11 protein-coding genes are annotated in these 15,283 nt (G+C 29.1%); 7 read left to right on the top strand and 4 right to left on the bottom strand.

The annotated features are described in order from the left end of the window. Positions 1-8 precede the first annotated feature (8 nt). Genes HNR35_RS02645 through HNR35_RS02635 form a run of 3 tightly spaced genes read right to left on the bottom strand, consistent with a single transcriptional unit; the run spans position 9 to position 4,897 of the window. Positions 9-1,118 (bottom strand): vWA domain-containing protein, encoded by a 1,110-nt coding sequence (locus tag HNR35_RS02645; RefSeq protein WP_183224138.1) that lies wholly within the window; start codon positions 1,116-1,118, stop codon positions 9-11. Between the two features lie 54 nt (positions 1,119-1,172). Next, the gene (gene flcA / locus HNR35_RS02640) at positions 1,173-3,980 is read right to left on the bottom strand and encodes a periplasmic flagellar collar protein FlcA (RefSeq protein ID WP_006433452.1); all 2,808 of its coding nucleotides are present in this window, start codon (positions 3,978-3,980) and stop codon (positions 1,173-1,175) included. A 23-nt stretch (positions 3,981-4,003) separates the two neighbouring features. Then, complete coding sequence (locus HNR35_RS02635; RefSeq protein ID WP_183223755.1) at positions 4,004-4,897, bottom strand: 1-acyl-sn-glycerol-3-phosphate acyltransferase; 894 nt, start codon at positions 4,895-4,897, stop codon at positions 4,004-4,006. A 391-nt stretch (positions 4,898-5,288) separates the two neighbouring features. Between HNR35_RS02635 and HNR35_RS02630 the strand changes: the two genes are divergently transcribed. The 7 genes from HNR35_RS02630 (at position 5,289) to HNR35_RS02600 (ending at position 14,421) form a co-directional block, all read left to right on the top strand. Continuing rightward, positions 5,289-6,860 carry a peptide ABC transporter substrate-binding protein gene (locus tag HNR35_RS02630; protein WP_183223753.1) on the top strand — a complete coding sequence of 524 codons (1,572 nt, stop codon included), beginning with the start codon at positions 5,289-5,291 and terminating at the stop codon, positions 6,858-6,860. Between the two features lie 97 nt (positions 6,861-6,957). Further along, a complete protein-coding gene (locus HNR35_RS02625; RefSeq protein WP_183223751.1) occupies positions 6,958-8,541 on the top strand; it encodes a peptide ABC transporter substrate-binding protein in 1,584 nt (527 codons plus the stop codon). Between the two features lie 125 nt (positions 8,542-8,666). After that, on the top strand, positions 8,667-10,292 hold the full coding sequence (locus tag HNR35_RS02620; RefSeq protein WP_183223749.1) for a peptide ABC transporter substrate-binding protein: 1,626 nt from the start codon (positions 8,667-8,669) through the stop codon (positions 10,290-10,292). A gap of 290 nt (positions 10,293-10,582) precedes the next feature. Beyond that, positions 10,583-11,503, top strand: coding sequence for an ABC transporter permease (locus tag HNR35_RS02615; RefSeq protein WP_183223747.1), 921 nt, complete (start codon positions 10,583-10,585; stop codon positions 11,501-11,503). 12 nt (positions 11,504-11,515) lie between these two features. Beyond that, positions 11,516-12,565 carry an ABC transporter permease gene (locus tag HNR35_RS02610; RefSeq protein ID WP_183223745.1) on the top strand — a complete coding sequence of 350 codons (1,050 nt, stop codon included), beginning with the start codon at positions 11,516-11,518 and terminating at the stop codon, positions 12,563-12,565. Positions 12,566-12,576: 11 nt separating this feature from the next. Continuing rightward, complete coding sequence (locus tag HNR35_RS02605; protein ID WP_183223743.1) at positions 12,577-13,449, top strand: ABC transporter ATP-binding protein; 873 nt, start codon at positions 12,577-12,579, stop codon at positions 13,447-13,449. Continuing rightward, positions 13,450-14,421, top strand: coding sequence for an ATP-binding cassette domain-containing protein (locus HNR35_RS02600; RefSeq protein ID WP_183223740.1), 972 nt, complete (start codon positions 13,450-13,452; stop codon positions 14,419-14,421). Positions 14,422-14,434: 13 nt separating this feature from the next. Here HNR35_RS02600 and HNR35_RS02595 read toward each other — a convergent pair whose 3' ends face one another. Next, positions 14,435-15,190, bottom strand: a complete 756-nt coding sequence (locus HNR35_RS02595; RefSeq protein ID WP_183223738.1) for an early set domain-containing protein — start codon at positions 15,188-15,190, stop codon at positions 14,435-14,437. Between the last annotated feature and the right edge of the window lie 93 nt (positions 15,191-15,283).

Below are 15,283 nucleotides of genomic sequence, written 5' to 3'. Positions count from 1 at the left end.
AAAAATTTTTACTGGAATATTATTCCATAAATTGTAATATCTTTTTCCTTTGCAGAATTGATAACATCTTTATAAACAATAGACCCCCTTGGATATTCATGGGGGGGAGCATCTCCTATAACAATAATAAATCTTCTTTCTGCTCGCCAATCAAACTGAGTTACCGCAGCATCAATCCCCTCAAACACAGCTTCTGGATAATCTCCACCACCACCAACATTAACATATTTGAGAATATTATTTAAATATGGAATAGTATTAAAATCAAAAGCTTTGGTTAAAAAATCTTCGAGATAGTCTTTATAAAAAACAAGACCTATTCTATAGGATTTAAACTTTTGCAGTTGAGGTTCTATTATTGAAAATAAATGCTCTTTTAAAATCTCAATATTACTTTTCATACTATCAGTAACATCAATAACAAGCACTAAATCTAAATCATAAACTGAATCTTCTGAGTTTTTTAAAATTTTTTTTATTTTATCAACAATATCAATACCATTATTAGCAATAACAACCTCATCTGAAAATTTCGTAAAAGTATCCCTTAATTCATTAAATTCAATTTTTCCTTGATTTTGAGTATCCTTAAAAAGCAATTCATAAGCATTGTCTTGATACTTACCTAAATAATCATTATATTTTTTTTCAAAAGATCTAATAGAAAACCAAAAAGGCTCTTTTTTATTTTTTAATACTTCTAAATCAATCTCACCACTTCTTGTTGAAAAATTTGGAAACCCGTATTTTAATTTTTTTGGAATCAATATATGAAAAGCTTCTCCAAACTTCTTATTAGGAACAGGTGTGGAAGATGTCAATGATAAAAGCTCTTTATTTCTAATAACCCTCCCATTTAAAATCCGAATTTCATCTCCATTAACCTTATTATAACTTAATGTACGAAATGAATAAGTAGCCACATCTTTTTTCTTATCAGGAATTTCAAAAGACTCTGTTAATATTACTGATTTGATTGCAGGTTTTTTCCTAACAAAAAGGTGAAATCCCTCTTCATGAGCCTCAACATAAACATCATCAATACCAATTTTTAAAGAATCGTCTTCAAATCCAACCAAACAAAAATTAATAAAAAGAAATAAAAAAATTTTCTTCATCATAAGGAAACCGCCCTCATAAACAACTTAAAACCAATAAATCAAACCCTATAATTAAAGTTTTTCGGATAAATTCTCATAAAATAAAATATTCGATTTAGAAAAACTATTCTTAAAAATATTTCTGAGATTTAAACTAGCAAGATCTTTTTTAACACTTTTTACCATATCCTCATCTCTATTTAATATATCAAAAATCCTAACTGATTCGCTTAAATTACTAACCCCAGAATTAAAAAGTTTAGTATCTCTTATGGATGACGAAAAAGAGGCTATTACTTCTACAACTCCAAGATTATTATAAGTCTCAATTTCTTTTAGTAAAAGAATTTTATGATAATCATTTTCCTTGGGATTAAAATTTAAAACATTAGCCTTCTCCAGTTCTAAATTTTGCATAACCCTTAAATAATAACTCCTGGAGGCTAAAAAATCACCTACCTTATAAAGAGTTAAAGCAATAGAATTTAAAACTTCGTTACTACTTGAAAATCCCGCCATGCTCTCCACTTTAAATAAATATTTCAATGCATCATCATAATTATTTTCTCTGTAACTAAGCAATCCAACTTTATAGTAAACATCTGGATAATCAACGCCCTCATCTATCGCTAATTTGTAAGAAGATATCGCAGACCTAAAGTCATTTAAAGATCTAAGAATATCACCTTGCTTTTCATAAATTGAAGAAATCTCCTTAGATCCTTTTATAAGATTGTATTTTTTATAAAAAGAATAATCATTTAAGGCTAAACCGATAATATTGCTTGCCCTAAGAGAATCTCTAGATTTTTCATAAATGTCTGCTAAGATTTTATAAGCCAATATTTTGTCCCCAGCATCTTCAATAGAATTTTTTTGCCTAAAACTATTTAATGCTTTAAGTAAATAAACTTCTGCTTTCTTAAAATCCCCTATGTAATACGAATATCTTCCACTTTCAAAAAGCGCCTTATCGTAATTGGGATTTTTATTTAAGATTTTTCTAAGGATGTATTCAATCTCTGAATTCATATTAACATTATTATCAAGCTTAAAAACAGTTTTGCCGTCATTTCTTTTTAAATCAGAAAATTCCTTATTTAATAAATTTGTTTGTCCATTAAGATAATTTAAGTTTATAGCAAGATTATTTGCTCTATGATTGTAAGACACAAAAGAAATATACTTGTCTACAAGCTTTTTAGCATATTTAGTATAAACAACTTCATCAACATCTAGAATTTCATTTGACTTAATAAAATTATTAACATTATCAGACTCAATATCTAAATTAGCTTCAATATAAGCATTGAAAAGCTTAAATAAAATTTCCTTTTTTTGTCCATACTTCGAAAGAACAACCGTATAGTTATTAATACTATCTTTATAGTAATTAGAATTTGTCTTAGCCCATTTAAAATAATTATCTCCCTTTAATACTAAAGCATCATAATCGTAAAGATCATAAGATATAACCTCATCGAGTATTGAATTGGCCTGAGAGTATTCTCCAAGACTAATTTTCATAGAAGCATACGCAATGTACCCTTCCTTATTAAACTTTTTTCGCCTTCTATTTGCAGAATTTTTAGAAAAAGGCTCAATTGTAAACAATTCCTCATATTTCTCTTCAGCGCTATCAAAGTCTCTGACTTCTTCAAACGCTTTAGCATAATTAATAAACCATTTATCATCGGGCCTAATATAATAAGCATCTCTAAAGATAGCTTTTGCAAGCTCCCTTTTATTTGCATATATAGATTCTATCCCCTCTTTATACTTGCTTTCAGAAGCAATATAAAAAAATACTACATCTACTATAAAGTATAAAGAAAACAAAACTAAAACAACAAAAAAAGAAGCTATTTTTACCAAAGGCAGCAAAGCTCTTGAGACCCTATAACTCAATTTCTGTTGAAGTTTGCTAAATTCTTCCGCCTTAAAATAAATGACAGGCAATTTAATAGATCGCCCAACAATATCTCCTACAAATTTAGCAATAAATTTCAACCCTTTTTTATTTTTTTCAACAAGATCAATTAATGCTTCAAGCTTATACTTTGAAATATTCTCCTGAGTTAAAGCCTCAGCAATTGCAATTCTTAAATTTCTAGGATAGGAATTCAAATGCTTTAAAAATAATGGATAATTAACCTTAAATTCAAAGCGTTTGGAATTTGAATTTTGATTGTACTCTAAAAATTTAAAATCATCTGCAACATTTTCAAAAACATTGTCATCTGTGCTTAAATTTAAATCGCCGCCAGCGAACATCTCTGATTGTTCACCTGTCTGGCTTTTATCATTTATAGTATCATCAATATTAAATTCATTAGATTTATTAGATTGTAAAAAATCATCATCCTCTAAAAAAAAAGAATCATTGCTAGCTTCAAAAGAATTATTATCACCTTGGGTGTTAATCAATTCTTCAGAATTTAATTCTGAAGAATTGATTAACTTATCAAAATCAAGTTTAGAAGCACTTTCTAAATCAATAGAATTATCATCAAGAACTTTGTCAATATTATTTTCAAAAGAGTCATTAGAAGAAACATCAAAATCATTATTCAAAGTTGAAAGCTCTGAATCTATATCAACTTTCAAATCAGAATTATTGAAAGACAAATTGTTATTAGAAATGTCAGAGTAGGATAATTTATCTTCATTCTCAAGAGCATCAAGCATAAAATTCAAATCAAACTCATCATCATTTTCCTCTAAAGTAAGATCTTCACCTATCCAAGGAATAATACTCTCTCCAGGCTCAGGAGGCTTAACATCCATACTCACACCAAAAGATTCTTTAGATAATCTCTCATTAGAAAGATCATCTAATATTTCTCTTTTAAACTGTCTTATTTTATCTATATCAGGCATATTGCAATCAAATTCCTAGCTCATCAAAAACTCTTTTTATACACTTCAAGCCCTTCTGCATGAAGCACATTAAAGCGATTTTCTAAATCCTCAGCAATTTTTAACCCCAAAGCTTCCTTTGTAATCTCTGTCTGGCAATCTTTTAAAGTATTTAAAATTTTATCTTTATATTCAACAATACTTCTAACTTTGTCAGCATTATATATAAGGCAATCTCTTTTAAAAACATCGTGAGACATATCTCCATCCTCAGAAACTTCTAAAACATTTCCATTAACTCCAATCATTAAATAATAATCAAAAATTTTAAAATAATTACCAATTTCTAAAATTATTTTTTTTGTTTCAGGTCTTCCTTTTCTATATCTAGTAGCCGTAGGAAAAATAAGTATAATGCATCCACTATTTTTCTTTTCATAAATATATTTCATAGAATTAGCATTAAAAACACGTCTTTGCCTAGCATGCTCTATACCAACCCCAACAAATGCATGCGGCGGATATACTAATATTGCATTGTATCCCAAAGAAAGAGTTTTAACAAATAAATTATCCCTGAAAAGCTTAACTCCAGCTATTGGAATAATATGATCTGCAATCTCACGATAACCCATTTTGTAAAGTAAAAATTGGAAACAAGGAAAATCAAAATTACTATAATGCTCCATTAATATAATTGAAGACTTACCGGATTTAACCTTTTGGTAAAGTTCTAAAATATTTTGCATGCCTACAATAGTAGAACCACTCTTAAGCAGTCTCTCTATCATTCTATCTGCTAATCTTCTACTATTAGAATCTGCATTACGATAAGATTTCTCCAAATAATTAACATTTTCAACCGACTTAAATTGACTTACAAAGTCGCTTTCCATGTCTTTAAAATATTTATCAAAACTTTCATTTTGTACAAACATAAAACTAGCACCTTTTAAAGCATTCTATGTTGCCACTTAATTATTAGCTACATTATTTTATTTATTACAAACAAGCAACTCCAAAAAACTAACACTAAATAACTAATATTAAACAAGCATACATTTTAAAAAACATTTCATACCCATTATACCTTATTTATTACACAAAATTAAAGTAAAATTTCAACTTACAATAATAGATAAAATAACCACAAAAAAACCCATTTAAATTAATAGACTTTTTTTATTGTAAAAATTAAAGTAAAATTTAAACATAAGAGAAATAAAGTACCAGGGGGCACAAATATTTAAAAGTAAATATTTTTTATTAAAAAAGATTAATAAAAAATCAACACAATAAATATGTAAAACATTGAAAAAGGAAAATCCCATGAAATATATAAAAATAGCTTTAATGCTAACTATTTTCTTTCTAATAGCCTGTATTAGTAGTGCTAAAAAAGAAAAAATAGTTTTTAGAGTGTCAAACTTAAACGAACCATCATCACTTGATCCTCAGATCTCAACAGACCTTTACGGTAGCAATATCATTACAAACCTATTCTTAGGCCTAGCAGTAAAAGATTCACAAACTGGAAAATATAAACCAGGACTTGCAAAAAGTTGGAATATTTCTGACGATGGAACTATTTATACATTCAACCTAAGAGAAGATATAGTTTGGAGCGACGGAGTTTCAATCACTGCCGAAGAGATAAAAAAATCATATTTAAGAATTTTAAATAAAAAAACAGCTGCATTGTATGCTAATTTAGTAAAATCTACAATAAAAAGCGCACAAGAATATTTTGATGAAAAAGTATCTGAATCTGAGCTTGGGATTAGGGCAATTGATAGCAAAACATTAGAGATAACATTAACATCTCCAAAGCCTTATTTCCCTGATATGCTAACAAACTCAGCATTCATACCAGTTCCAATGCACATTGTTGAAAAATATGGAGAAAATTGGACAAATCCTGAAAATATAGTTGTTAATGGCGCATACAAACTTAAAGAAAGATCAATTAACGATAAAATCGTAATAGAAAAAAATGAAAAATATTATAATGCAAAAAATGTAGAAATTGATGAGGTGATATTTTACCCAATAGAAGGTAGCGTGGCTTACAATATGTACATAAACGGTGAAATCGATTTTCTGCAAGCAGCAGAAAAAAATAATTTGGAAGAAATTAAAATACGAGATGATTATTACTCGGGATTAAAAAATGCAATGGCATATATGGTCTTTAATACAACCCTAAAGCCGCTAGACAATTTAAAAGTTCGACAAGCCCTCTCACTTGCTATTGATAGAGAAACTTTATCTAAAATAGTTTTAAAAGGGAGTTCAGATCCAACAAGAAATTTAACTCCAAAATTTGATGATTATTCTTATGGAAAAAATTTAATACTGTTTGACCCTGATAATGCTAAAAAACTTTTAGCTGAAGCTGGATATCCAAATGGAAAAGGATTTCCTACATTAAAATATAAAATTTCAGGAGGAACCCAAACAGTAGCAGAATTCTTACAAGAACAATTTAAAAAAATCCTAAACATTAACATAGAAATCGAGAATGAAGAATGGACAACATTTTTAGGAAGCAGAAGAACTGGAAATTACCAAATTACAAGCATGGGATGGATAGGAGATTATTTTGACCCTTTGACATTCTTAGAAAGTTTATTTACAACAGAAAATCATTTTTTCGGAGCATACAAATATTCAAACAAAAAGTATGATGATTTAATAAAAAAATCTCATTTAGAATTTGATCCAATAAAAAGGCAAGACATTTTAAGAGAAGCTGAAGCAATCATAGTAGAAAAAGATTTCCCTATGGCGCCCTTATATATACCTAAATCTCATTACCTCTTCAGAAATGATAAATGGACAGGGTGGGTGCCCAATATTGCAGAAAGCTATTTATATGAAGATATTAAAACTAAAAAATAAAAAAATTAAGTATTTTTAAAATTAAGATTTAAAATTAATGTATACAAAAGGACAATTATAAAATTAAAGCTAACTTTAAAACGGAGGCATAAAAATTATGAAATTACAAAAGTTATTATTTTCAATAATATTTTTTCTAACTTTTCTTTGTTGTAATAAAGAAGAAAAAAAAGAAGGAGTATCATTTAAAATAAGCTTGGGGGCAGAGCCAAGTAGCCTTGACCCTCAATTAGCAGACGACAATGTCGGATCAAAAATGATAGACACAATGTTTAGAGGGCTTGTTACAGGAGATCCTAACACAGGGGGAAACAAACCGGGCCTTGCAAAAAGTTGGGACATTTCTCCTGATGGAACAGTTTACACATTTACTCTAAGAGAAAAAATCACCTGGAGTGATGGGACTGCAATCACTGCAGAAGGAATTAGAAAATCTTATCTTAGAATTTTAAATAAAGAAACTGGATCAAATTATGCTGAAATGGTTAAATCAACTATTAAAAATGGTCAAAAATATTTTGACGAGCAAGTGTCTGACTCTGAACTTGGGATTAGGGCAATTGACGAAAAAACATTAGAAATAACACTAGAATCACCAAAGCCCTATTTTATTGACATGTTAGTACACCAATCATTTATTCCAATACCAATTCATATTACCGAAAAGTACGGACACAGCTGGACAAGTCCTGAAAACATAGTTACAAGTGGCCCTTTTAAGTTAAAAGAAAGAATTCCAAACGAAAAATATGTAGTTGAAAAAAATGACAAATACTACAACTCAAAAGAAGTAGAATTACAAGAAATTGCATTTTATACAACAAATGACAGCTCAACAGCATATAAAATGTATGAAAATAAAGAATTAGATGCAATCTTTGGGACTATACCACCCGATTTAATTAAAGATCTAAAATTAAGAAGTGATTATTACTCATCAGCTGTTAACGCCATATACTTTTTTGCATTCAACACACACATTAAACCACTTGACAATGTTAAAGTTAGAAAAGCCTTAACTCTTGCTATTGACAGGGAAACACTTACTTACAAAGTTCTTGACAATGGAACTACTCCTACAAGAAGAGTAACTCCTAACTTTAACTCATATTCTTATGCAAAAAATTTAGAATTATTTAATCCTGAAATTGCAAAAACCCTTCTAGCTGAAGCTGGCTATCCTAATGGCAATGGATTTCCTGTTTTTAAATTAAAATATAATACAAACGAATCTCATAAAAAAATTAGTGAATTTATTCAAAACCAATGGAAAAAAATTTTAAACATTGATGTGGAACTTGAAAATGAAGAATGGACAACCTACCTAAACACTAAGGCAAGTGGAAATTACGAAATAGCAAGAGCAGGATGGATAGGAGATTACGCTGATCCTTTAACATTTTTAAGCATATTCACACATGGATATACACAATTCTCATCTCACAATTACTCAAACTTAGAATACAACGAACTTATTAAGAAGTCCGATCTTGAACTTGATCCAATAAAACGACAAGATATCCTAAGAAAAGCAGAAGAAATAATTATTGAAAAAGATTTTCCAATAGCCCCAATATACATATATGGAAATAGTTACCTTTTCAGAAATGACAAGTGGACAGGCTGGAATACTAATATTTCAGAAAGATTTGATTTATCTCAACTAAAATTAAAAAAATAAATAATCTTTAATTAAATAAAAATCGTCTATTAATTTATTTTTATAGGCGATTTTTTTATTGACTTTCTTCTAAAAAAAAGATAGCTTAAACTTTATAAATAATTATAATTGGGGGAAAGGTTAAGATGGATTTTAATAAAACTGAAAAAATTGGTAAAAAAATTAAGATAGCAGTGCTAATTATGCTTGCCGCATCTTTGATTACATGTAATAACAATTCGGAAAAGGAGAAATTAACATTTAAAGTATACATAGGGGGAGCACCCTCATCACTTGACCCACACTTGGTAGATGAAACAATCGGAGCAAGAATTTTAGAACAAGTATTCTCGGGGCTCTTAGCATTAAATACTAAAACGGGAAAACTAAAGCCTGGGCTTGCTAAAAATTGGGAAGCCTCAAAAGATAAAAAAACATATCAATTTTATCTAAGAGATAATCTTGTTTGGAGCGATGGAGTTTCAATCACTGCTGAAGGCATAAGAAAATCTTTTTTAAGAATTTTAAATAAAGAAACAGAATCTGCACATGTTGACGTGCTTAAATCGATAATAAAAAATGGACAAGAGTATTTTGATGGCAAAGTATCTGATTCTGAGCTTGGAATTAAAGCAATTGATAGCAAAACACTAGAAATAACACTTACATCTCCAAAACCTTATTTTCTTGAATTACTCCTACATCACGCATTCATGCCAGTACCTATTCATGTTATTGAAAAATATAAGGGCAATTGGACAAAGCCTGAAAACATGGTTACCAGTGGTCCTTTTAAATTAAAAAAAAGATTGCCTAATGAAAAAATTATATTTGAAAAAAATAAACACTATTACAATGCAAAAGAAGTAGAGCTTGAAGAGCTTGTCTACATTACATCTGACAATGATCTAACTGTATACAATATGTACAAAAATAACGAAATCGATGCTATTTTTAACAGCATCCCTCCAGACATTGTAAATGAAATAAAACTACAAAATGACTATTATCAACACAAAAGTAATGCAATTTATTTATACTCGTTTAATACAAAAATAAAACCCCTTGATGACGCTAGAGTTAGAAAAGCTTTAACGCTAGCTATTGATAGAGAAACTTTAACTTACAAAGTACTCAATGATGGCACAGTTCCCACAAGAGAAATAACTCCTAGCCTTGAAAATTACAATTATGGTAAAAAATTGGCTTTATTTGATCCTGAAAAATCTAAAAGACTTTTAACACAAGCTGGATATCCTAATGGAAAAGGATTTCCAATGCTAACGCTAAAATATAATACAAATGAAACTCATAAAAAAATTGCTTCATTTATTCAAGACCAATGGAAAAAAATTTTAAATATAAATATTATGCTTGCTAATGAAAATTGGCCTGTTCTTACTAATAGTAGAAATACGGGCAATTTTGAAATAATAAGAATTGGGCGCATTGGAGAATATTTGGATCCACACACATACTTCACAATATTCACAAGTGAAAATTCTCAACTTGCATCATACAGATATTCAAACCTAGAATTTGATAAACTTGTTAGAGAATCGGATTTTGAAAAAGATCCTATAAAAAGAAAAAAATTACTCAGAAAAGCGGAATCAATAATCATTGAAAAAGATTTTCCTGCCGCACCAATATACATATATTCTGGACACTATCTTTTCAGAAACGACAAATGGACTGGATGGAATCCTAATGTATCAGAAGTTTATTACTTATCTGAATTAAAGCCAATTAAGAATGCAAAACACAATTAATTAATTTTTAAAAAAGCTCTACATAATTTAAAATTAATATTTAAGTTTAATACAAAAGCAAAACTAGCTAAATATCAACCAATAGAATACTATTGATTAAAGTAAAAATAACAACAATTAAAAAGGCAAAATACATTTTTTTTAAAAAAACTTCTAATTACAATGCAAATAAATTTCTATTCCATTAAAAATTATCAACTATGGCTTGAAAAACAATAAATACTATATGATATAATTGACTAATATATAATGTTGCCAGTATCTATTACAAAGGTTACAAAGGAGCAAAAATGTTAAAGTTTACTTTAAAAAAATTAATAGGAATAATCCCAACTTTACTAGCAATAGTTTTTTTATGCTTTTTTGTAATGAGAATGGCCCCTGGAAGCCCATTTGATTCTGAAAAACCTATTGATCCTCAAGTAAAAGCAAGATTGATGGAAAAATATCATCTTGACAAACCTTTTTATATTCAAGCATTTTACTATATTTCAAACGTTCTCAAAGGAGACCTGGGACCTTCTTTAAAAAAGAAAGACCTTACTGTTAATCAATACATAAGATTAGGATTTCCAAAATCACTTACTCTTGGGGTAATGTCCCTCATTATATCGCTATCAATAGGAATACCAATAGGAATCTTGGCTGCTATTTATAAAAACACTTATATAGACTATATAATAACATCAATAGCAATATTAGGAATTTCTATACCACTATTCGTAATAGGGCCAATTTTACAATACTTTTTTGCAATTAAATGGGGTTTGCTTTACACCTCCGGATGGATCACAGAAAGAGGAGGATTTTCAAATTTAATTTTACCCATAATAACTCTTAGTATGCCTAATATAGCTATTTTCGCAAGAATAATTAGAGGCTCAATGTTAGAAATAATACAGAGTGACTTTGTAAGAACCGCACGTGCAAAAGGGCTGGACTTTAAAAAGATAGTTATAAAGCACATGTTAAGAGGAGCAATACTACCTGTAATAAGCTATGTGGGTCCAGCATTTGCTGCTATAATCTCTGGAAGCGTAGTTATCGAAAAAATATTTAGAATTGCTGGAATGGGAATGTTTATAACAGAATCTGCACTAAACAGAGATTACCCAGTATTAATGGGGGGATTATTGGTATACTCAATAATATTGCTTATTTCTATATTAATATCAGACATTATATATAAAATGTTAGATCCAAGAGTATAAGAGGAAATCAAAATGAATAGCCTTGAAAAACAAAATGAAAAAAACAATTCTAAACTCGAAAGAAGAGCATGGTCAAGATTTAAAGAAAATAAACTGGCATTTGGCAGTCTTTTTGTAATTGGATTTTATATCTTAATTGCTATTCTACAGCCAATATTACCAATATATAAATACCATACTCAAATAGTAGAGCATTCCGATTTACCACCATCTTTCCAAGCTGCTGGAGAGCTATGGTATAAGAAAGAAAAAAAATTTATTGAAAAATTAGCAAAAAAAGAAAAAAGAGAAATAAATGAAGACGAACTAAAAAAACTAGAAGACATAAAAAGAAAAATAGAAAATGAAGTTCAAATAATAGATAAAAAGGAAGTAAAAATACATAAAAGAGTATATTTGCTTGGCACAGACAATCTTGGAAGAGATTTGCTTGCAAGATTAATACAGGGCAGTCAAATCTCTCTTTCTGTAGGATTTATTGGGGCTTTCTTATCTATGATAATAGGAACTATTCTAGGAGCAATAGCAGGATTTTTTGGGGGATTGCCTGACAAAATAATCACTAAAACAATAGAAATTCTTTACGTATTGCCTTATTTACTTATTGTAATAATACTAATGGCAATAATGGAGAGAAGTATAATAGGATTATTCATAGCACTTGCATTTGTATCATGGTTAACAGTAGCCCGAGTTGTACGAGGTCAAGTACAATCACTATCAAGCTCAGAATTTATACAAGCAGCCAAAACTTTCGGCGCAACAAATCAAAGAATAATTTTAAAACACTTAATCCCTAATAGCATTGGAATGATAGTTATATTCACAACAATAAGGGTTCCAAGCTTTATTATGGCTGAAGCATTTTTATCCTTTTTAGGACTTGGAATTTCAGCTCCAATGACAAGCTGGGGAGAATTAGTACAAAATGGAATTGCTACATTTATCGAATATCCATGGAAAGTTTTTATTCCAGCTATAGTTATGACAATATTTTTATTATTTATGAACTTTTTAGGTGATGGGTTAAGGGATGCGTTTGATCCAAAAGATAGCATCTAAGGAGAAATTGAATGGAAAAAAACAACATATTAGAAATAAAAAATTTAGCAATTGACTTTAGATTAAAACATACAACAATTCATCCCGTAAGTAATGTTAATCTATCTGTAAAAAGAGGAGAAATTAGAGCTATCGTTGGGGAATCTGGGAGTGGAAAATCCGTAACAAGCATGGCTATTTTAAAATTATTACCAGAACTTACAACAGTATATAAAAGCGGAGAAATACTATTTGAAAATCAAGATCTGTTAAAACTTAGCGAAAAAGAACTTTTAAAAATCAGAGGTAATAAAATATCAATGATATTTCAAGACCCAATGACTTCATTAAACCCATTTTTAAGAATATCAACTCAACTTGAAGAGACAATAATTTTACACCAAAGATTAGGAAAAAAAGAGGCCAAAGAAAAAGCAATAGAAATGTTAAAAACTGTTGGTGTTGTAAACGCAGAAGAAAGAATAAAACATTTCCCCCACCAATTTTCAGGAGGCATGAGGCAAAGAGTCATGATTGCCATGGCACTTAGCTGCCATCCGTCCTTATTAATAGCAGATGAACCGACAACAGCCCTTGATGTTACAATCCAAGAGCAAATATTATTATTAATCAAAAACCTATCTAAAAAATTTAATACTTCTACCATATTTATAACTCATGATCTTGCAGTTGTTGCTGAAATTTGTGATACAGTATCTGTCATGTATCAAGGAAAAATTGTAGAAGAAGGAACAGTAGAGGAAATATTTAACAATCCTAAACACCCTTACACTATCGGACTTTTAAAATCAATTCTAACATTAGAACACGATCCGAATAAAAAACTTTATTCGATGAAAGAAAATCCTATTAATAGCACAAAAACCAGCATTGAGGAGTTTTAAATGAGCAGTAAAAAAGAAATAATTCTTAAAGTAGAAAATTTAATGCAAACATTCATAACTGGAGAAGATTTTGTATTTTGGAAAAACAAACAAAAAGTAAATGCGGTAAACAATGTTAGCTTTGAAGTTGAAAAAAATAAAACTTTGGGACTTGTTGGAGAATCTGGCTGCGGCAAATCTACCACTCTTCGCTCAATAATGCAGCTTTACACACCAACCTCTGGAAATATTTACTTTAACGAAAAAAACATAACTGAACTTTCAAAAAAAGAACTCTTAAAAACAAAAAAAGATATGCAGATGGTGTTTCAAGATCCCCATACTTCGCTTGACCCAAGAATGACAATAAAAGAAATAATTGCAGAACCGCTAGAAATATACAATGAAAACAAAATTCTTCCAAAAACAAAACGGGAAATAGAACAAAGAGTAAACGAATTAATAGATATTGTTGGATTACATAAAAATATGTTATCTAGATATCCTCATGAATTTTCCGGGGGACAAAGACAGAGAATAGGAATTGCTAGAGCGTTAGCTTTAAATCCTAAGCTTTTACTTTTAGATGAAGCTGTTTCTGCACTTGATGTATCAACCAGAGCTCAAATTTTAAATCTGCTAAAAACCCTGCAAAAAGAATTCAATTTATCTTATTTATTTATTTCTCACGACCTTGCTGTAGTAAAATATATGAGTGATAAAATCGCTGTAATGTACCTTGGAGTTATCCTAGAACTTGCACCCAGAGAAACACTGTTCTCAAACCCAGTTCATCCATACACTAAAATGCTAATAGCATCAATTCCTGAAATCAACCCCGAAAAAAGAAAAAATAAAAATATAAAACTAGACGAACAAACCCTAGCAAACATTAGAAAAATTCATTTATCAACTCAAGTACATCCAAAACTTGAAGAAATAGAAAAAGATCATTTTGTATCTAAATACCTTTTTGATGAAATGAACAAATAAATACTTGAAAAACTTACTTATGGTCAAAATAGGAAACTTCAAAATCTATTTTATTATCAATACCTTCAACAAAGTACAAGTTAATTCTATTAACATTATTTTTATCTATTACTTTATTACCAGAATCAATAAAATAATAATAAATCCTATCCTTAGGTAAATTTTTAAGCTTAATAGTATAAATTCCCTTATTGTCTTCTTTTTCAACAAGCCTATTTAAAAAAGGATTAAAATTATTAAAACTGCCAGCTATTGTAACTATTTGTCCAGGACGACCGATATAAAAAATTTCAACTTCATTGTTGTCATATGATTGTATTGGATTTCTCAATGAGATATAACTAGATTTCTCCTTGGCAACTTCAATTTTAGAAAATGGGACTAAATCCTCATTATAAACCACATTTTTATTATACTCATCATTAGTCCAAACACCATCTACAATAAGTCTATATTTTATATTGCTTGTGCCATGAGGAATATTAACTTTAACAAAAAAAACTCCATACTCATTTTTTTTGAACAAATATTTTTTAGAATACTGATCAAAATCAAAAGCAGCAAAAATTTTTCTAATGCCCTTATTGGGAGGATAAAACAATAATATGCGATTAGAATCAACAATGGGTTCAAGATTGTCTTTTCTTGTTGAAACTTCTAAAAATTCACTTAAACTCAAATCAAAATCATACATTATATAATTATCTGAAAAAAGATTATTAACACACAAAGTTGCAAAAATAAATAAACACAAACATCTTTCTTTCATAAATTATATACAAAGCCTTCAAATTCTTTTGGCAAGATACTACACATTTAAACTTTTTAACATTATACTAAAAACATACATTAAAGTAAATAA

Source organism: Borreliella spielmanii (genome assembly GCF_014201705.1).
Lineage (GTDB): Bacteria > Spirochaetota > Spirochaetia > Borreliales > Borreliaceae > Borreliella > Borreliella spielmanii.
This window is presented reverse-complemented; position numbering and strand designations above follow the sequence as displayed.